Raw genomic sequence first — 20,894 nt, 5'->3', positions numbered from 1 at the left:
CTCCCGACATAGGATGGATTTGACACACCTTATTATATTATTTTACATATTGTGGAATAGAAAGATTTATTACCCGTACTGTATTGTCCCGTCCGGATTACGGTATAAATCGAAGCTCTTCTCATACTGATCCATAGCGCGCAAGCTCATTCCCATCGAGGAGAAGCCTCCGTCGTGGAACAGGTTCTGCATAGTGACCTTGCGCGTCAGGTCGCTGAACATGACGATACAATAATTGGCGCATTCGTCAGCATCCGCATTTCCCAGCGGCGACATGCGGTTGGCGAAATCCATCAGCGACGACATGCCCTTGACGCCACTTCCTGCGGTGGTCTGCGTGGGCGACTGCGAAATTGTGTTGATGCGTACATGCTTCTCACGTCCGTAAATATAGCCGAAACTGCGGGCAATTGATTCCAATAGAGCTTTGGCATCGGCCATGTCGTTGTAGCCGAACATCGTACGCTGGGCAGCTATATAACTGAGAGCCACGATACTGCCGTAGTCAGCTATGGCATCGAGCTTCTTGGCGGCCTGTATCATCTTGTGGAACGATATGGCCGATATATCAAGCGTCTTGTTAAGAAGATCGTAATCAATGTCATCATACAGGCGCTTCTTGCGCACGTTGGGTGACATACCTATCGAGTGAAGCACGAAGTCAATCTTGCCTCCGAGAATCTCGGTCGACTTCTGAAACACCATTTCTAAATCCTCGACATTGGTAGCATCAGCGGGAATAACTTCAGCGCCAAGTTTTTCACCGAGTTTGCTCACATCGCCCATTCTTACGGCAACGGGAGTGTTGGAAAGCGTGATGGTCGCACCCTCCTCTACGGCACGTTCGGCGACCTTCCATGCAATACTCATGTCGTTGAGCGCACCGAATATCACACCGCGCTTACCTTTCAATAGATTGTAACTCATAATCTGTAATATATACTTCTATTCTGTTTACGGACTGCAAAGTTACTAAATCCATGTCGTCCGTGCAAATCGATACCGATTCCCATCCCTGACCGACTTGTCCCCCATGACTTAACCCCATTACGACTCTGCATAACGTTCTTAATATATCGGAGTTATATTTATTGTCCACGCAATTAATCAAATAAATAATCAGAAATCTGCCTAATACTCAATCTCATTTTGGATTAAATATTCTTCAAAGTTTGCATAAATATGCAAACTTTGAAGATAGTCTCTGTATGCCGGATAAAATTTTCGACAATCCGCAATTATCGATTCATCCCACATTCGATTATTGTCATCAATTGCTAATTGTCTCGACAGGTCTTGGAATTCATTCACGGAATTAAGCATATGTGGTATGTCGGACGGATAAGCACCATCCATTCCATCAAGTGTATGCCTATAGGCATTTCATGTAAAGAAAACGTCAGGTATGATTTTAATTTCTTATATTTGAAATTCAGTACATCAAGATTCCCTGGTTCTTTCTCAAGGATTCTGTCAGCAATATCAAAGTAATTATGTCCTGTCTCGTCGCAAAATATATAAAATGGACTATCAATATTGTCAACGCTTCGCCAGTAAGCTTCTTGAAAACCACGGAACAATAATTTAATTCCATCAATACTCCCACTATCAAAGTCAGAGATAACGACAGGTAACACAACATACATTATAAAGATTCGATTATAGCATGATTCAGGATAACTATCCCAAAATGCACTTAATTCATGTACATCCGGAATATTATGAGGGCCTATACTTTTAGACCATTCCGTCAACATTAGATGTCGCTTTTTCCTCTCCAGCTTGCTCAACTTGCCATTTCTGAATTGCGAATATATTGCAATATAATCTTCTAAAGTTTTATTCATTCATCTGTGATTAATAAGGTATTATTGTTGGGAGTATCTATTGGAAAAAGGCACTCATTGTTTTCCATTATTGTTTTTGAACTTAACTGTTTTCTTGGCGTTGCGTTTGGGATATTTGACATTGATTATAACCGGGTCGTCGTAGCCATCCGCCTCGATGCTTAACGTGGCCTCTTTTACAGGATTACCGTTCTCATCCCTCAAGCCATAGTCGTAATCCCAGTATATCCGGCATGGATGCTTTTCATCGAAGTATTCCGGCGACAGGAATACAGAGTCCGTCTCCCCGTTATCATCGATTACGATACGTTCAATATAAAGATTCTCTCTATCAATGCGATTCCCATCCTTGTCAATCACATTGAGGTCAAGATAATGATGTTCCTCACGTTGGACAACGGGAGCCAGCCCTGCGATAACCATTTCGCCAAGCAGTGCCTGTGCCGGAGCAAGCGTAACGGTGGTATCACGCATATCGTCGGTCACTGCAATTGTCATTGTTTCATATCCGACATACTCCACTTCCAGTGTGTCTCCTACATAGGCGCATATGTTGAAATTTCCATCTAAATCTGAAACCGTGCCTGTTCCTATGCTCCTGTTAAGTACAATCGCTCCGATCAAGGGTTCTTTGGATATGCTGCCATCCGGCAATGTGTCACCACTCAGCACAACGCCTTTAATCCGAATCGTGTCTGTTGTTGTTGCAACGATACTGTCTTTCAAGAAAGCCGTCGAATCCGGAGAAGTCTGTGCACATGATGCTGTCGGCATGAACATCGCAAGCGCACCTGCCGATACTCCTGCGAGAGCGATGGCTTTACCCATAAGCCGGCGAGCACGGAGCTGCTCTTCCAGGTAGCGGACTTCAGCCTCGCACTTGGGGCATGTGCCGAGACAGTCACCACGGTAGCGGCACTCCGACGTTACAAACTCTATGCCATTAGCTTCGGCTATCTGCCGACGAATCTCTTTCAGTATCTTGCAGGTCCGTTTTCCTCGTGCCATAGTCAGTCAGCAGGTAATATCTTGAATGTTATTGGAAGCGTGTACCAACATTCAACAACTTTGCCATCCATTGTCGCCGGATTAAATGGAGGAAATGATTCGGCAACCCGCATAGCTTCATTATCAAGTTCCTCACATATCCCTCTTGCCACTTTTATATTACATACGTTACCATTACAGTCTACCAAGAACTGGATTACAACACGGCCTTGTATGGAATCATCCATGGCTTTCTGTGGATAGACCATATGCTGATAAATCCATTCCTTAAGTTTTTCCTCACCACCGGGAAATGAAGGCATGGTAACACCAACCATTCCAAACACCTTGTTTTCTTCAGGTGCGTTACCGTCTGTTTCATTTTTATTGATGGCGACAGTATCTTCGGGCAATGACACATCGCCCTGAATTGTGATAGCCATCGATTCTTCTTCCGTCTCGCCGGTTTTAACGGCGCATAAATCCGATGTGACTCTTGATGTGCTGTCTATTTCAGGCAGTTCGCCTTCATCTTGGCTGTCAATCGTATCGGTTTGCTCAATCGGCTCGACAGTGGTGGTTTGCAATGTTTCTTTTGATTGATTCGATGATGCACCACTGCACGCCGGCATGAGGATCATTCCCGCTGAAATTCCGGCGAGAGCGACGGCTTTACCCATCAGTTGTCGTATGCGAAGCTGTTCTTCCAAGTAGCGGACTTCAGCCTCGCACTTAGGGCATGTGCCGAGGCAGTCGCCACGGTAGCGGCACTCCGACGTTACAAACTCTATGTCGTTCGCCTCGGCTATCTGCCGGCGGATCTCTTTCAGTATCTTGCATGTCCGTTTTCCTCGTGCCATAGTCAGTGTTTGCGTATTTGGTATGTGAATAGGTCGAATCGGGTAAAACCGAGCTGTTCAAGCGCGGCGCGGCTTGCCTCGCGGTCGGCTTCGGTGTTGAAATCAGGTATCAACGGTATGCGGATAATGCAATCTCCCTGTCTGCCGCTATCGGCTATCAGCCGGAGATTATCAAGAACACGGGAGTTATCCTGTCCGGTGTAATCGCAGTAAATTTCAGGGTTCATATCCTTGATGTCGATAATCAAAGTGTCGACTATCGGTAGCAGGGATGAAACATTCTCTGTTGGGACATTGAGCGATGTCTCGATATTGATCCCCCACTCGTCACCGCAAATCTTTCGGAAGCGCTGGATGAAACCGATCCGCATGGCAGGTTCTCCGCCACCGAATGTGATGCCGCCACGTGTAGCGAGGAAGTAAAGCTCGTCGATGCGTACTTCCTGATAGAGGGATTCGGGTGTATATTCCTTAAAACCGGCACCATTACCGAACGACTGCGGATTTAGGCAATAGCGGCATAGAAGCGGGCAACCGTGAAAAGCCACGAGCGTAGTAACGCCGTCGCCGTCGATCTCCAGACGGTGACGCGCGATGCCTATGATTTTTGCTGTATAGTAGCTTTCCATATTCGTAAAACGCAAGTTAGCAAAAATTCCCGATTTTAAGCGTGAATCAGATCACATTCCGAAGAAACATCAAAAGATACGCAGGAATTACACCTACACTGTGGAATCATATGGCTGCATCCCCCAGGACTATGAGCGACGGCACATCCGGGCTTACCGTCGCACCAATGACCCTAACGGCATTGTGCCCTTCCCTGGCATGGAGTTTGCGGGCAAGCACGTCGGTTGTAAGAGGGAAATTTCGCGTGGCCACCTGCATAACCGGATAGCGTTTCGGCATACGCTTGATCACGGACGAAGAGAATGGAAGCACTTCAATGATACGCCGTCCATCGCCCGGAAAACCATCGACCCTTTCCTGGGAATAATAGAGATGTGTGTTGGGATGTAGTTGCGTCATGCCGAAACGTTCGGCCAACAACCGCCACGGGGCTAACTTCATCACAACGGGCCACGGCTCATATATCCACCCCTCGCTCGCCGGGAGGCCATAGCCGCAGCTTGCCGCCACTTCGTCGGCCGGAGTAAACATGAATTCTCCCTTGGATGTGACCGCATGCAGACGTGGCTCCGCACCCATCATAGCACCAGATTCTTCTGCAAGGAGGCATCTCGCCACAAGCTCCTTGCACTCCGTAGACGAGCCAAGCGCCCAAAGGTCGTTAACAACGGGAAGGTCACGCAAAATCTGCGATACGTCAAGCATCGGTGACATTTTCACTATAAGTGTGCGCGCCTTCCTACGTAAAAGCGGTAGCATCTGCAAGACGTCCGGTTCACAGTCCGCCAAACCGTAGACACGTAAGCCGCGCGCGTCACGTCGGGCCGGATCAATAAAAGCCGCATCAAAGACCCTGTCGGGCAATGCCGTCAGGTAGTCGCGACAGTCAGCGCACTTCACGTCGATCCAGACACCCATTGCAGCCGCATTATGGACGAGAGCGTCTGCGACTTCCCGCTCACGTTCGACAGCGACGACATGTGCACCGGTGACACGCGCCAAGGTCATAGCATCAACACCAAGTCCCGCCGTCAAGTCTACCATGGAACATACGCCGTCAGGAAGCATGGACGCATGCATGCGCGCCAGTTCATCGCTCGTCGACTGCTCGCCGGAGAGCGATGTGGGAAATAAAATCTCCGGCATGCCACTTCAGACGGCAGTTTCTTGCGATATTTACGGCGGCACTCAATCTGTCGGACAGCATCGTCAATCCAGCTCTCGCGGCCATGCCATGAGAGGCGCAATTTCATGGGATCGTCCTGTTCATGGGCTTCCACCCACTGCCAGAAACGTTCATCGTCAATAAACGACATATAGAACTTCTATAAGAAAAGGGCATCGGACAAAAATGTCCGATGCCCGGAAATAACTATGGAATATATGCTTTATGCGTATTAACCTTTGATAGCTGCTACACCGGGGAGCACCTTGCCTTCGATAGCCTCAAGGAGAGCACCACCACCGGTAGACACGTAGCTTACCTGATCAGCAAGACCGAACTTGTTGACACAAGCCACAGAGTCACCACCGCCTACGAGCGAGAATGCGCCATTGTCGGTAGCCTTCACGATTGCCTCGGCGATAGCACGCGATCCTGCGGTGAAGTTGTCGAATTCAAACACACCTGCGGGGCCATTCCAAAGGATGGTCTTGGAAGGCTCGATGGCTGCGGCGAAAGCCTTGCGGGTCTCGGGACCTGCATCAAGGCCTTCCCAACCGTCGGGAATATCGTTGGAGGGACATACCATTGTCTTTGCGTCGTTGCTGAACGAATCAGCGGCAATGCAGTCGGTGCCGAGGATAAGGTTCACGCCCTTCTCCTTTGCCTTCTTGATGATGTCGAGAGCGAGATCGAGCTTGTCATCCTCCACGATGGAGTTGCCGATCTTGCCACCCTGTGCCTTGGAGAATGTGTAGGTCATTCCACCGCAGAGGATCAGATTGTCAACCTTGTCCATAAGGTTCTCGATAATACCGATCTTGGTTGATACCTTCGAACCCCCCATAATAGCGGTGAACGGACGCTTGATGTCGCTTAGGATGTTGTCGACAGCCTTCACTTCCTTCTCCATGAGGTAGCCGAGCATCTTGTTGTCAGCATCGAAATAGTCGGCAATGACTGCTGTCGAGGCATGCTTGCGGTGAGCGGTGCCGAAAGCATCGTTCACGTAAACGTCAGCGTAGCTTGCAAGAGTCTTGGCAAATTCTTTCTGACGGGCTTTCATCTCTTTCTTGGCATCCTCATAGGCAGGATCGGTCTTTTCGATGCCCACGGGCTTACCTTCCTCCTCGGGATAGAAACGGAGGTTTTCGAGCAGGAGCACTTCGCCCGGCTTAAGGGAAGCGGCAGCCTCTGCTGCGTTGGCGCAGTCGGGAGCGAACTTCACGTCGGTGCCGAGAGCCTTGGCTACGGCGTCCTTGATCTGCGAGAGTGAGAATTTGGGGTTCACCTTGCCTTTGGGCTTGCCCATGTGCGACATGATGATGAGGCTTCCGCCGTCGTTGAGTATCTTCTTGAGTGTGGGGAGCGCACCACGGATACGGGTATCGTCGGTAATGTTACCGTTCTCATCCAGAGGCACATTGAAGTCCACACGGACGATGGCCTTCTTGCCATTGAAATTGTAATTGTCGATAGTTGCCATTTTGTTATTGGTTGGTTAATGATTATCACAGTATCGCGCCGGCAAAGATACAAATAATTTTCCTTCGCCGTAGACATATCTAAGTCGGAGTCAAAGATACGAAAAAAGTCGGGAGCAAATGCTATTTCCCGTCTAAAATATCGTTAAGTATCTTTGTCTACGATTAAAATTCCCAATACCGGCTGCCGAAAGTGCCTCAGTCGACTACACCGTATCGGCGTAACAGCAGCGCCATCTGGTCTCGGAGCTTGGAGGCCTCGCGCGCGGCGGCTTCGGCGAAATCTTCCCCTGCCGATGCGTAGATTATGCCTCGCGATGAGTTGACAAGCAGTCCACAATCCTTTGTCATGCCATATTGGGCCACATCCTCAAGGCTACCGCCCTGTGCGCCTACTCCGGGCACGAGGAGGAAATTGTCAGGTGCGATAGCACGGATGTCCTCGAACATACATCCCTGCGTAGCACCCACAACATACATAAGTTCGTCGGTAGTCGCCCACTTCTGTGAAGCAAGTATAACGTTCTCAAAAAGCCTCTTCCCGTTTTCATCGGGAGTAAGCTGGAAGTCGTGGCTTCCTTTGTTTGAAGTCAGAGCCAACAGCACCACCCACTTGCCGGGATAACCAAGGAAAGGAGTTACGCTGTCCTCGCCCATATAGGGTGCCACGGTCACTGCATCGGCGTTCAGATGCTCAAACACGGCACGGGCATACAGTTTAGATGTATTACCTATGTCACCGCGTTTTGCATCAGCGATTACAAACTGGTCAGGATATTTCTCATTAATGTATTTCACAATGTCCTCCAAAGCGAGCCATCCCTCTACACCCATGCTCTCAAAGAATGCGAGATTGGGCTTATAGGCTACGGCATATTGAGCCGTAGCATCGACTATTGCCTTGCAGAATGAATACAGTGGATTTTCCTCACGCAGCAGATGTTGAGGAATCTTCTTTATGTCAGGATCCAGGCCTACGCACAGAAACGATCCCTTGCTCTTTATGTTACCAATGATTTCCTGTCTTGTCATTGCAGTATGTAGTTTTATGAATTATAAAAACTTATAGTTCGCTTGCCTTCAGCTTCTCAGCATTTTCGGCCACGATGAGATGGTCGATGCAGTCCTGTATGTCGCCGTCCATGAAAGCGGAAAGATTATAGATGGTGTAGTTGATACGATGGTCAGTGATACGCCCTTGCGGATAATTGTAGGTACGTATCTTTGCCGAACGGTCGCCGGTCGAGACCATGGTCTTGCGACGCGATGCTATGTCGTCGACATACTTCTGATGTTCCTTATCGTAGATGAATGTACGCAGTCGGCTAAGGGCACGCTCCTTGTTTTTGGGTTGGTCGCGAGTCTCGGTACATTCAATCAATATCTCTTCGGTAACCCCCGTGTTGGGATTGCGCCACATGTAGCGCAGACGCACACCCGACTCCACCTTGTTGACGTTTTGTCCGCCGGCACCTCCCGAGCGGAATGTGTCCCACTTGATTTCGCCCTCATTGATCTCTATGTCGAACTCCTCGGCCTCCGGAAGCACGGCGACGGTAGCGGCGGAAGTATGCACACGTCCTTGTGTCTCTGTTGCAGGGACACGCTGCACGCGATGTACGCCGGATTCATATTTCAGTATACCATACACGCCTTCGCCGGTTACAGAGAACACTATTTCCTTGAAACCTCCGGCAGCACCTTCGCTGAAACTGCTTACGGCGCACTGCCAACCCTTCGATTCACAATACTTCGTGTACATCTTATATAAGTCTCCGGCGAATATGGCAGCCTCGTCACCGCCAGTACCGCCACGTATCTCAACGATAGCGTTTTTACCATCCTCCGGGTCCGCCGGGATGAGGAGCAGCTTGATTTCCTCCTCCATGGCAGGGAGTTTTGCCGTAGCCTCGTCAAGCTCTTCCTTGGCCATGGACCGCAACTCCTCGTCGGTCTCGTCGGCAAGCACCTGATGTGCCTCCTCGATATTGTCGAGCGCAGTACGGTAGGCCCGCGTGGCCTCCGTCAGGCGCGAAAGATCCTTGTATTCCTTGGTGAGCTTCACATAGCGCTTCATGTCGGCAATCACGGCAGGATCGGTAATGAGCGTGCTCACCTCCTCGAACCTTGCCTCTATGCCGTCAAGGCGTGAAAGCAGATTGTTTTCAGCCATCTATCGAACAGTCTTTTTTGAGGGTGTTAAATGTGTCTGCAAATGTACAAAAAAACTCCTACAGAGCCTCGCTCCGCAGGAGATATATTTAAGGAGTCATTATTACGTTGTCTACTTCTTGTCACCGGCAAGGATTACATCGATGGGGAGACGGGTAAACCATATATCGTAGCTGTAGTGGTTGTTTGCGCTCTCCTCGGTGAGTATGCCGATGCTTCCGTCAGGAAGGATTGTCATGGAGGAGTATGCCGACGGGATTGTGACCACGGTCTTTTTGACGGGCCACGTCTTGCCGCCGTCATTGCTCACATAGATGGCGACATTATTCCTGCCATTGGGATCGCCCGGAAGAGATTGCAGTAAAAGATCCTTGCCGTCACGGGCATAACGGATTATGTCACCGTTGCAGCGCGGATCGGGAAGGCCCTCGACCGGCACCGGTTCGCTCCACGTTTCGCCACGGTCGTGGGAGAACGAGAACTTGCGCAGCGAGCCGAAGCGGTTACGTATGCTCATTATCAGCGAGCCGTCGGCAAGCTGCACGATCTTCGATTCGTCACCGTCGGCCGTAGCCGGATTCTTCGACACGCTCCATTTGCTGCCACCGTCATCGGAATAGATGGCATAGACCTTGAAGTTGGGATTTTCCTTTTCACGCACTACGAGCGGGAACATTATGCGTCCGTTATCCAACTGGGTCGCACGCCCCGACGATGCAAAAGCGCTTGTGCACTTTATTGGTTGTTTGCCATTAGTGTCGGTCGTGAGTATCTGAGGATTTATGTCGAGCATTTTGCCCCACGTCATTCCGTTATCCTTACTTCTGGCCACGCTTATATGAGCCGGCGTATCCTGCCAAAGACCGTTGCCGTGGCTGAATATCGCCAGAATGTCGCCGGTCTTGTCGTCAACAACGAGTGCGGGATCGCCGCAACCGCCAACCTCGTCATGCGCGGCTACGGTGACATAGTCGCTCCACGTGCGTCCGCCGTCGGTGCTCCGTCGCGACACGACATCAATTTTCGCGGGCAGATCGCCGTTATGCTCTATGCGTTTGTCAGCCACAGTAACGAGCGAACCGTCCTTGGCCGTGACAATAGCCGGGATACGATAGAATTTAGAATCAAAGTCGCCCGGGCGATAGACAAGAGCACGCTCCACTCCGTCGGCCCAATTGGCGGTATGTACCTGTTGGGCGATGCCTGACAGCGGACTGATCAGCAGCATAGACAAAGCCGACCATCTGATTGCATTTCTTAGTGATAATTTAGTCATGAGGTTTAAGGTATCTGGGTTAAAATATTTATTCCCGGCAAAGATAACATTTTCTATGAAAATATGTGTAAAATCTCACTGGCAAGATAAAAAGTCCTTCACATATGTATCCACTCTGCACCCTCTCATGCGAGGATAAAAACGGCGGCATATCAAATTGATATACCGCCGAAGCAAATGCCATGGAACCATGCCCCGGAGTACTATAATTCTATCGTTGACTGAAGTCTCATGTCAGCAGAAGAAGATCCTACAAGTATATCATATATCCCCGAGGGTGCGACTACGAATCTACCGTCTTTATCATCCCAATAGCGCAACGACGACTTGGGAACAGCAATCTCCACATGCTCCGTTTTTCCACGAGGCACTCTTACGCGACGGAATCCCTTCAGCTCCTTGATGGGCGCAATGGCACAACCGTATTCAGGCATCCGCATGTAAACCTGCGCCACCTCGTCACCGTCGAGACGACCCGTATTCTTTATGTCAAACGACACAAGCAACTCATCTCCGGCATCCTTTACACGCAGTTTGTCATATCTGAACTTCGAATAGCTCAAGCCATGACCGAAAGGATATACGACGTCGCCGGTGAAATATTTATACGTACGTCCTTTTGTGATATCGTAATCGTCAAATGCAGGGAGGTCATCAAGGCTTCGATAGAACGTCAAAGGCAGTCGTCCTGCGGGATTATAGTCACCGAACAGCACTTCCGCCACAGCCGTACCCCCGCTTTCGCCGCCATACCATGCATCCACTATTGCCGGGAGGTTGGCATCTTCCCAATTAAGGGCAAGATTGCTGCCGGCCACAAGCACAAGCACTATGTTGGGGTTCACTTTATAAAGTTCCTGAAGGAATTCGCGCTGATCTTCGGGAAGCTGAATGTCATAACGATCCTGCCCCTCACGCTCAATTGACTTGTTGATTCCCATCACAGCGACGACAACATCGCTCTTGCGCGCCACATCACCTGCCTCACCGAACATCTCAAGGCGTGTAACCGCCGGAGCTGCCGGGACTTTCCACTGCAGGCGCGCTATGGCATAGTCGCGATTGTCCCAATACTCCGCGCGAAGATCATAGTCACGCCCTGCCTCAAGGTACACCGACGCAGAGTCGGTGCGCACGGCATGTCCGCTCCATGAATCAATCAGAAGCCTGTCGTCGATATACAGGCGCGCTCCGTCATCGCTGGTAAATGTCATAATGTAATCCCCGCTGACTGCCGGGCGCAATTTGCCCGTCCAACGCACCGACACCGGATTTCCGGGCAAGAACGGATCGGGAGCCTGGTTGGCAGGTTCATAGTTGACCCATTTCTCATGGCGCACCTTGGGAGTGCCTTCGAGGTTCGTATTTGAATAGTATTCGGCCTTGACGCCCTCCGGGAAAGAACGTTCGTCTATGATTTCAAGCCCATCCTTTGCCGATTTCCACGGAGCATGAAGCACTTTGATGCCGTCCCCCGCACGATTACGGATACCCTGCAGCACCGATACGGGAGCCACTACAGGCATTCCGCTATAATCGCCGAACTCAGCCTTGTCGGCATTGATACCGACTACTCCAATCGTCTTGATTTTCTTCGGATTGAGAGGCAACGTGGATTTTTTGTTCTTCAAAAGCACTATAGACTGACGCGCAGCCTCCAGAGCCACCTGCTGGTGTTCCTCCGAGCCGATTACGGAAACCGGGATGAGGGTATATGGATTTTTGTCTCCCGAATCAAATATTCCAAGCCTCATTCGCGCAGTGAGCACACGCGTAGCTGCAGTATCTATGTCGGCATCCGTCACCATGCCGAGACGATATGCACGCAACAGAGGTTCGTCATATACCTCGTCGCCACACTCAAGATCAAGGCCGGCCTTCAGGCATAACGCGCCGGCTGTCTCGAGAGTCTTGCAATACTTGTGTGCGTTACGTACTGCGGCCACTCCTCCGCAATCACTGACAACATAACCGCCAAATCCCCAGTCGTCGCGCAGTACTTTTGTAAGAAGCCAAGGATTGGCCGCGCAAGGCACGTCGAACACGGCATTGTAGGCTGCCATTATCGACGCGGCCTTCCCTTCTGTGATACATTGCTCGAAGGCCGGCAGGTAGTATTCCCTCAGCTGCTTCTCGGTGAGCTGCGGCAGGCATGAGAAGCGGTTGTGTTCCTCGTTGTTGGCGGCAAAGTGCTTAGGCGTAGATACTATTTTAAGGTAACGCGGATCATCGCCTTGCAGACCTTTGACAAATGCCGTCCCCATTACGCCGCTCAACACCGGGTCCTCACCATAAGTCTCGGGCGTACGGCCCCATCGGGGATCACGTGCCATATTCACCGTAGGTGACCAGAAGGTAAGCACATCGGTAAACTGTTCTTTCTGGAGGCGTCCCTGGTCAAGCTGATTCCATCGGGCGCGGGCTTCATCGGAAATGGCTGTGGCCACACGATGCTGTAGTTCAGGATTCCACGTGGCTGCAAGCCCGATGGCTTGAGGGAATACCGTGAAACGACCGGGGCGAACCACTCCGTGGAGCGCTTCGTTGCCATGATAATATTTGTCTATTCCCAGACGTTCGATAGCGGGAGAGGTGGCGCGTAGCAACCCAACCTTTTCCTCTACCGTGAGTCGCCCCAACAAGTCCGCCACACGCCTGTCCACAGGCGCATCCTCGTCAAGATAAAGCTTCTGCGCAAAAGTCGCAACAGAGACGGTCAGCATGGCAATGCCGCCGACCATTCGCAAAATTTTTCTCATAATCGTTCGATAAATAATTTTGTTGTAAAATGCTATATCGCAATAACGTAAGCGTACAACCGCTCGATTTTCGTATATCGCTGCACAAATTTAAGAAAAAAATTCCCACCCCCACCAAAGTACACGCTTTTTTTACTAAATTTGCACTCTGAATCCGACTAAAAAGAATTAAACGCATGTCCGACATCAAAAACATCAAGACTGCACTCATCTCGGTCTACCATAAGGATGGACTCGATGAGATCCTCTCCCTTCTCCACAAAGACGGTGTGAAATTCCTTTCCACCGGAGGTACACAGACATTTATAGAGAGCCTCGGTTATCCATGCGAAGCAGTGGAGGACCTTACGGGTTATCCATCCATACTCGGCGGCCGCGTGAAAACGCTTCATCCGAAAGTGTTCGGCGGCATACTCAACCGCCGTGAAAATGAAAGTGACAAGGCTCAGATAGCCCAATACGAAATACCAGAAATCGACCTGATAATCGTCGATCTTTATCCGTTCGTCGACACAGTAGCATCAGGAGCCTCCAATGCCGACATCATCGAGAAAATCGACATAGGCGGCATATCACTCATACGAGCCGCAGCCAAGAACTACAACGATGTTATTATCGTGGCATCCAAAGGACAGTACGCTCCTCTCGCCGATCTCCTGAAGCGAAACGGAGCAAAGTCCTCTCTTGACGAACGCCGATGGTTTGCCAAGGAAGCTTTCGCTGTAAGTTCATCCTACGACAGTTCAATATTCAACTATTTTGATCTCGACGGAGGCCCGTCGGCACTGCGCGTCGCCATCGACGGAGCCAAGACGATGCGCTATGGCGAGAATCCCCATCAGAAAGGATTCTTCTTCGGCGATTTCGAAAAGATGTTCACGCAGCTCCATGGCAAGGAGATTTCCTACAACAATCTTCTCGACATCGATGCTGCCGTAACCCTGATCAGCGAGTTCACCGATCCGACATTCGCCGTCCTGAAGCACAATAACGCATGCGGCGTGGCCACTCGACCCACCATCCTGGAAGCATGGAAGGACGCGCTTGCCGGCGACCCGGTAAGCGCATTCGGTGGAGTGCTCGTGACAAACGGCACGATAGATGCAGCCACAGCCGAAGAGATCCACAAGATTTTCTTCGAGGTAGTAATCGCTCCGGCTTACACCGACGATGCCTTGAAAGTGCTCGAACAGAAGAAAAACCGTATAATCCTCGTCCAGAACGAGCCGTTGTCGACCACCATGTCATTCCGCTCATGCCTCAACGGCGCTTTGGGTCAGGAACGCGACCTCAAAATTGAAACTCCGGACGAGCTAAAGGTGGTGACTCGCCGCGATCTCACCCCTGCACAGGTTTCCGACCTGCTGTTTGCCAACAAGATTGTGAAGAACTCCAAGAGCAACGCTATAGTCCTCGCAAAGGGAGCGCAGCTATATGCTTCAGGTGTGGGGCAGACTTCACGTGTTGATGCCCTCAAACAGGCTATCGCCAAAGCCCAGAGCTTCGGCTTCGACCTTAACGGTGCGGTAATGGCTTCCGACGCTTTCTTCCCCTTCCCCGACTGCGTGGAAATAGCCCGCGGAGCAGGCATAGAGGCGGTAGTTCATCCCGGAGGCTCCATCCGCGATCAGGAGTCGGTAGATTTCTGCGACTCCCACGATATGGCTATGGCAGTGACCGGATTCCGCCATTTCAAACACTAACAACTTATCTCCCCACCAACGGTGTGCCGATTGTGGCACATCGTACAGTAAAACCGCAAAATCAATGGGTCTTTTCTCATTCACAAAAGAAATAGCCATCGACCTCGGCACGGCCAACACCATCATCATCCACAATGACAAGATTGTGATAGACGAGCCGTCGATAGTGGCACTCGACACCAAGACCGGCAAACTGCTTGCAGTAGGCACCGAGGCCCAGCAGATGCAGGGCAAAGAGCCGGAGGGCATCCGTACCGTACGTCCCCTCCGCAAGGGTGTCATCGCCGACTTCAATGCCGCAGAGCTTATGATCAGGGGTCTTGTAAAGAAGGTTAGCACAAAGAGCAACTGGTTCAGCCCATCGCTCCGCATGGTAGTGGGCATCCCTTCTGGTTCTACCGAGGTCGAGATCCGCGCTGTGCGCGACTCGTCGGAGCATGCCGACGGACGCGATGTCTACATGATTTACGAGCCTATGGCTGCCGCTCTCGGTATCGGACTCGATGTGCGCGCTCCCGAAGGCAACATGATTGTTGACATAGGCGGCGGCACATCGGAAATCGCCGTCATATCTCTTGGCGGCATCGTCAGCAACAAGTCGATACAGATTGCCGGCGACGACTTCACCGACGATATAAAGGAACACATGCGCCGCGCGCATAACATACGCGTGGGAGAACGCACGGCTGAACTTATCAAAATCAACGTAGGCTCGGCATTGACGGAACTGGAAAATCCTCCCGAGGACTACATCGTGCACGGCCCGAACCAGATGACCGCACTCCCCATGGAAGTGCCGGTAAGCTACCAGGAGATATCCCACTGTATCGAGAAGTCGATTTCCAAGATCGAGGCCGCCGTGTTAAGCGCCTTGGAACAGACACCATCGGAGCTTTACGCCGACATTGTGCACAACGGCATATGGCTCGCTGGAGGTGGCGCCTTGCTGCGCGGACTCGATAAGCGCCTTTACGATAAAATCGGTATCCAGTTCCATATTGCCGAGGATCCGTTGCTCGCCGTAGCCCGAGGAACAGGTGTGGCATTAAAGAACATAGACAAGTTCAAGTTCCTCATCCGCTGATGCGCGACAGCAATCCGGCAGACCCATAGTTCAGGTCCGGCCGATAATATCACAACTTTTCAGGATCATGACCGGCAATATGAATCCAGACCGGCTCATGTTCCTGAAAAGGCGTTTATTACCAACACTTTCCGCTAAACATTTCTGACACGCTCCAATGGGTACACTTTGGGACTTTTTGCTAAAAAACAGCAGATGGTTTCTATTTCTTCTCTACGTGGTGGTGTCCTGCATGATGCTGTTCGACTCCAATCCCTATCAGCATTACGTATGGATGACTTCGGCGGGACGCGTCACATCGGCAATCTACGGTATCGCCGCTAATGTCACATCCTACTTCCATCTCCACGATATAAACGAGGATCTCCAACGGCGCACAGCCGATCTCGAACTCGAGGTGATAAACCTGCGCCGACAATTGCGCGCAGTAAATGAGCGTGTGTATGCCGATTCGATAGCCCGAGACTCGATAATGCAGCCGTTCGACTTCATAATCGCACATGTGATAAGCAACAGTGTGTCGCGTTCCCACAATTATATCACCATAGAGAAGGGACGACTCGATTCGATACGTCCCGAGATGGGAGTAATCGACCAGAACGGCGTGGTCGGGATAGTAAACGTGGTCGGAGATCATTCGGCACGTGTGATATCGCTGCTCAATCCCAAGATGCGACTCAGCTGCAAAGTGAAAGGACGAGACTATTTCGGTTCGCTCGTGTGGGATGGCCGTAACCCGTCGGAAGCAGTGCTTGAGGAAATGCCGAGGCATGAGCGCTTCCGCAAAGGCGACACTATCGTAACGTCAGGCTATTCTGCGGTGTTCCCTGAAGGGATACCGGTAGGCACGATTATCAGTCATGAGAAAGAGCATGACGATAATTTCTACGCTTTGCGTATAAAGCTGCTCACCGACTTCTCGACTCTCTCCACGGTCAGGGTAATAGCCAACGATATGCGTCCGGAACTTGATGCTATTTCAGCCGGTGAAGAAAACGACAACCGCTATAACCCGTGACGACAATCTCAGCAATCCGACTTCATCAACCGCATAACGACATAACGACGCAATGACAAAGACAGCGCTACAGTTCACGCTCCTGTATATAGTGCTCGCACTCGCCCAGGCAATCGTTTTCAATAATGTGTGCCTCTTCGGTGTCGCCGTCCCGTTTGTGTTCATATACGTTATCATACGCCTGCCGATGACATTGGCTGTCAATTGGGTGCTAACCATAGCATTTACGCTCGGACTGGGGGTAGACATATTCTCCGACACACAGGGAATGAACTCACTCGCTTGCACCCTTCTTGCCATGGCCAGACGTCCGATACTTCACCTATACTTCCCGCGCGAGGATGAACTGACCATGCCGGAACCGTCCATCCGTTCTCTCGGGCCGGAAATATATGGACGCTATCTGTTCACGATGGTGCTTTTCTATTGCACGGCAATATTTCTCATTGAGGCGTTCTCTCTGTTTGATCCACTGCGTCTGATGTTACGCATAATATGCAGTACCTTCCTCACCTTCCTGCTGCTTCTCGGACTCGACAGCGTGATGTCGCGCAGAAGCTGACTCTCCACCAAATATGAGAAAAGATTATCGACTCGAAAAAAGGAAATACGTGATCGGGGGATTCATCCTCGTGATTGTGTGCATATATATAATACGCCTGTTCGGACTACAAGTGATGGACTCGCGCTATAAAGAGGTTGCCGACAGCAACGCTTTCATGCGCAAGACACTATATCCATCCCGTGGGATGATACGTGACCGCAACGACAAGCTTGTGGTGTATAACCAGCCGGCCTACGACGTGATGATGATTCCGAAAAACGTACAGGCTTTCGACACCATTGACTTCTGCCGCACTCTCGGCATAACCCGCCAGCAGTTCGACCGTCGGCTCGCCGACATGAAGGACCGCCGCATGAATCCCGGATATTCCGCATATACCCCGCAGCGCTTCATCACCCACATATCGGCCCAGGACTACGGCAGGCTTCAGGAAAAGCTCTATCGGTTTCCAGGTTTTTTCATACAACAGCGCATACTGCGTCAGTATGACAGACCTGCCGGGGGAAATATACTCGGTAACATACGCGAAGTGTCGCAGAAGGAGATTGACAATGACGAATATTATGCTCCCGGCGATTACTGCGGCGACCTTGGGGTGGAAAAGAGCTACGAAGAATACCTGCGTGGACAAAAAGGTGTGGAAATCTTGATCCGAGACGCATATGGACGTATAAAGGGCAAATATGAAAATGGTATCCACGACATAGCGCCGGTGTCTGGACGCGACTTGAAACTATCCATAGACATCGACCTTCAGGCTTATGGCGAGAAACTGATGACAAACAAGATAGGGGCCATTGTGGCCATCGAGCCTTCCACCGGAGAAATACTCGCGATGGTGAGCAGCCCCACTTACGATCCGCGGTTGCTCGTAGGACGCGAGCGAGGTAAGCATTATAACGAGCTCGTGGCCGACTTCTACAAGCCGTTGTTCGACCGCGCCCTCAAGGGAGCTTACCCTCCCGGATCGACCTTCAAGCCGTCGCAGGGTCTAATACTGCGCCAGGAGGACATTATCACCCTCAGCACTCCCTACCCCTGCTATCACGGATTCATCAGCGGCGGTCTGAAAGTGGGATGTCACGGACATGCATCGCCCATCACCCTCAAGCCTGCGCTCCAGACATCGTGCAATGCATTCTTCTGCTGGGGTCTTAAAAGCATGCTTGACAGCCACCGCTCAAAATATGGATCTACCGCCGAGGCCTTCGAGGTTTGGAAGAAGCATCTCGTGTCGCTCGGATATGGCTACAAACTCGGTGTCGACCTTCCCGGTGAAGGCCGTGGATTCATCCCCAATGCCCAATTCTACAATAAAATCTACGGCGAAGGCCGCTGGAGCGCCAATACAATCATCTCCATCGCGATAGGTCAGGGAGAGATTCTCGCCACTCCCCTGCAGATAGCCAACCTGTGTGCCACCATCGCCAACAGAGGTTGGTTCATCACTCCTCATATCGTGAAAGAAATACAGGACACAGTTTTGCCCGAAGGACTCACGGACAAGCGCATACCTACTATCGACAAGCAGCATTTCATGGATGTGGCCGAGGGAATGCGCATGGCCGTTCTCGGTGGCACATGCCGTCTGGCCAATCTCAAGGATGTTGCCGTGGCAGGCAAAACCGGTACCGCACAAAACCCTCACGGCAAAGACCATTCCGCCTTCATAGGCTTCGCCCCTTACGACGATCCCAAGATAGCCATCTGTGTCTACGTGGAGAATGCCGGCTTCGGTGCAACTTACGGAGTGCCAATTGGATCGCTGATGATGGAAAAGTATCTCAACGATTCCATAGCACCCGAGCGACAGTATCTCGAACAACGTATGTTTGAATCTAACACTATCATAAGCAGTGGAGTCAAGAAACACTAACACGACATCGCTCCTGCTGGGAATCGACTGGCCCACAGTGGTGCTCTATACCCTACTGGTGCTCTGTGGCGTGGTAAGCATCTACGCCGCCAGCTACGATTTCGACAACGCATCCATATTCTCTTTTGATGAATTCTCCGGCAAACAGTTGCGCTGGATAGGCCTGGCTTTCGTGGCCGGCGCCATGATATTGCTCATCGATTTCAGGATATATGAGGCATATGCCTACCCGATATATGCCGTAGTGATACTGCTTCTGATTGTCACTATCTTCATAGCACCCGACATCAAAGGGTCAAGGTCGTGGCTCGTGCTCGGACCAATGAGCCTCCAGCCGGCGGAATTCGGTAAATTCGCCACAGCGCTCGCTCTTGCAAAACTGTTCTCTTCCTATAATTTCAGTTTAAACGCCCGCGCATCCAATTATCTAAAAGCATTACTAATAATATTCCTTCCGATCTGTCTTATTCTCGCACAGAAAGAGACAGGTTCGGCACTGGCCTATCTGGCCCTCTTTTTTGTGCTCTACCGCGAAGGTATGAGCGGACTCGTCCTTACAGCCGCACTTGCTACGGTGGTTTTCTTCGTGACCACAGTGAAATACACCGAGAGCATGGTGCTCGGCATACCGTCGGGCGAGGCCGCGGTGTTCATCATGATCGAGGGGGGATTCGTGGCAATGCTTGCCGCCTACTGCAAATTGCAGATAGTGGCACGCAACGTCCTGGCATGGTTTGTCGGCACGGGACTCATAGTATGGCTGCTCGCGCTTTGTGGCATAGAGATACCAGGCCTCGTATATTTCCTGTCCGCCATGGGTGTCGCTATCATCTACATACTGTTACAGGCTCTCAGGGTTCCACCGCGCAAAATTCTCGTGACCGCCGGGGCAGCGGTGCTCGCTATCGGATTCCTCTTTTCAGTCAACAAGGTATTCAATGACGTGCTCCAGCCCCATCAGCAGCAACGCATAAAAGTGTCGCTCGGCATTGAGGAGGATCTGCGTGGAGCCGGCTACAATGTCAACCAGTCGAAAATAGCCATAGGTTCAGGGGGAGTGTTCGGCAAAGGTTTCCTCAACGGCACCCAGACCAAACTCAAATATGTGCCCGAACAGCATACCGACTTCATATTCTGCACCATCGGCGAGGAAGAGGGTTTTATCGGCTCCGCAATAGTACTTATCCTGTTCCTCACGTTGATACTACGCATCATATCCATCGCAGAGCGACAGCCCACCACGTTCGGACGAGTTTATGCCTATTGCGTGGCCTCATACCTCATATTCCATCTGACCATCAATGTCGGCATGGTAATAGGTCTGTGTCCTGTAATCGGTATCCCGCTCCCCTTTTTCAGTTATGGAGGCTCCTCGCTGTGGGGTTTCACATTCCTCCTCTTCATCCTCCTGCGCATCGATGCTTCTCGACGTGAACACCTCAGTTACTGACAAAGTCGCATAACGAATCTC

The 20,894-nt window shown here is 51.0% G+C and carries 17 protein-coding genes; 6 read left to right on the top strand and 11 right to left on the bottom strand.

Annotation, left to right across the window (positions count from 1 at the left end; genetic code table 11):
• Positions 1 to 69: 69 nt before the first annotated feature.
• From QZ303_RS01060 to QZ303_RS01010, 11 genes are all read right to left on the bottom strand, one after another.
• Positions 70 to 927 carry an enoyl-ACP reductase gene (locus tag QZ303_RS01060; RefSeq protein ID WP_295727921.1) on the bottom strand — a complete coding sequence of 286 codons (858 nt, stop codon included), beginning with the start codon at positions 925 to 927 and terminating at the stop codon, positions 70 to 72.
• 380 nt (positions 928 to 1,307) lie between these two features.
• Positions 1,308 to 1,847 (bottom strand): hypothetical protein, encoded by a 540-nt coding sequence (locus QZ303_RS01055; protein ID WP_295727919.1) that lies wholly within the window; start codon positions 1,845 to 1,847, stop codon positions 1,308 to 1,310.
• A gap of 54 nt (positions 1,848 to 1,901) precedes the next feature.
• Entirely contained in the window at positions 1,902 to 2,855 is a 954-nt protein-coding gene (locus QZ303_RS01050) for a carboxypeptidase-like regulatory domain-containing protein (protein WP_295727917.1), read from the bottom strand.
• A gap of 2 nt (positions 2,856 to 2,857) precedes the next feature.
• Positions 2,858 to 3,694 carry an energy transducer TonB gene (locus QZ303_RS01045; RefSeq protein WP_295727915.1) on the bottom strand — a complete coding sequence of 279 codons (837 nt, stop codon included), beginning with the start codon at positions 3,692 to 3,694 and terminating at the stop codon, positions 2,858 to 2,860.
• 2 nt (positions 3,695 to 3,696) lie between these two features.
• The gene (locus tag QZ303_RS01040; RefSeq protein ID WP_295727913.1) at positions 3,697 to 4,323 is read right to left on the bottom strand and encodes a radical SAM protein; all 627 of its coding nucleotides are present in this window, start codon (positions 4,321 to 4,323) and stop codon (positions 3,697 to 3,699) included.
• Positions 4,324 to 4,429: 106 nt separating this feature from the next.
• Positions 4,430 to 5,470: a class I SAM-dependent methyltransferase gene (locus QZ303_RS01035; protein WP_295727911.1), complete on the bottom strand. Its 1,041-nt coding sequence runs from the start codon at positions 5,468 to 5,470 to the stop codon at positions 4,430 to 4,432.
• A 251-nt stretch (positions 5,471 to 5,721) separates the two neighbouring features.
• Positions 5,722 to 6,972 (bottom strand): phosphoglycerate kinase, encoded by a 1,251-nt coding sequence (pgk, locus tag QZ303_RS01030; protein ID WP_295727910.1) that lies wholly within the window; start codon positions 6,970 to 6,972, stop codon positions 5,722 to 5,724.
• A 196-nt stretch (positions 6,973 to 7,168) separates the two neighbouring features.
• Complete coding sequence (pyrF, locus tag QZ303_RS01025) at positions 7,169 to 8,002, bottom strand: orotidine-5'-phosphate decarboxylase (protein WP_295727908.1); 834 nt, start codon at positions 8,000 to 8,002, stop codon at positions 7,169 to 7,171.
• Positions 8,003 to 8,033: 31 nt separating this feature from the next.
• Positions 8,034 to 9,143 carry a peptide chain release factor 1 gene (gene prfA / locus QZ303_RS01020; protein WP_295727906.1) on the bottom strand — a complete coding sequence of 370 codons (1,110 nt, stop codon included), beginning with the start codon at positions 9,141 to 9,143 and terminating at the stop codon, positions 8,034 to 8,036.
• Between the two features lie 111 nt (positions 9,144 to 9,254).
• Entirely contained in the window at positions 9,255 to 10,418 is a 1,164-nt protein-coding gene (locus QZ303_RS01015; protein ID WP_295727903.1) for an exo-alpha-sialidase, read from the bottom strand.
• A gap of 203 nt (positions 10,419 to 10,621) precedes the next feature.
• On the bottom strand, positions 10,622 to 13,177 hold the full coding sequence (locus QZ303_RS01010; protein ID WP_295727902.1) for a glycoside hydrolase family 3 protein: 2,556 nt from the start codon (positions 13,175 to 13,177) through the stop codon (positions 10,622 to 10,624).
• 176 nt (positions 13,178 to 13,353) lie between these two features.
• On the opposite strand from QZ303_RS01010, the gene purH reads away from it, so the two are divergent.
• The 6 genes from purH to rodA all read left to right on the top strand — a co-directional run bounded on the left by purH (position 13,354) and on the right by rodA (position 20,873).
• Entirely contained in the window at positions 13,354 to 14,880 is a 1,527-nt protein-coding gene (gene purH / locus QZ303_RS01005) for a bifunctional phosphoribosylaminoimidazolecarboxamide formyltransferase/IMP cyclohydrolase (protein WP_295727901.1), read from the top strand.
• A gap of 64 nt (positions 14,881 to 14,944) precedes the next feature.
• A complete protein-coding gene (locus QZ303_RS01000; protein ID WP_295727899.1) occupies positions 14,945 to 15,964 on the top strand; it encodes a rod shape-determining protein in 1,020 nt (339 codons plus the stop codon).
• A 157-nt stretch (positions 15,965 to 16,121) separates the two neighbouring features.
• Positions 16,122 to 16,982: a rod shape-determining protein MreC gene (mreC, locus tag QZ303_RS00995; protein ID WP_295727897.1), complete on the top strand. Its 861-nt coding sequence runs from the start codon at positions 16,122 to 16,124 to the stop codon at positions 16,980 to 16,982.
• A gap of 52 nt (positions 16,983 to 17,034) precedes the next feature.
• A complete protein-coding gene (gene mreD, locus QZ303_RS00990; RefSeq protein WP_295727895.1) occupies positions 17,035 to 17,544 on the top strand; it encodes a rod shape-determining protein MreD in 510 nt (169 codons plus the stop codon).
• Positions 17,545 to 17,557: 13 nt separating this feature from the next.
• Positions 17,558 to 19,423: a penicillin-binding transpeptidase domain-containing protein gene (locus QZ303_RS00985; RefSeq protein WP_295727894.1), complete on the top strand. Its 1,866-nt coding sequence runs from the start codon at positions 17,558 to 17,560 to the stop codon at positions 19,421 to 19,423.
• Positions 19,404 to 20,873: a rod shape-determining protein RodA gene (gene rodA / locus QZ303_RS00980; RefSeq protein WP_295727893.1), complete on the top strand. Its 1,470-nt coding sequence runs from the start codon at positions 19,404 to 19,406 to the stop codon at positions 20,871 to 20,873. Before QZ303_RS00985 ends, rodA begins: the two co-directional genes overlap by 20 nt.
• Positions 20,874 to 20,894 lie beyond the last annotated feature (21 nt).

It is taken from the genome of uncultured Muribaculum sp. (genome assembly GCF_910583865.1).
GTDB lineage: Bacteria > Bacteroidota > Bacteroidia > Bacteroidales > Muribaculaceae > Muribaculum.
The sequence above is the reverse complement of the archived record's forward strand: the minus strand, read 5'-3'. Positions and strand labels throughout refer to the sequence as shown.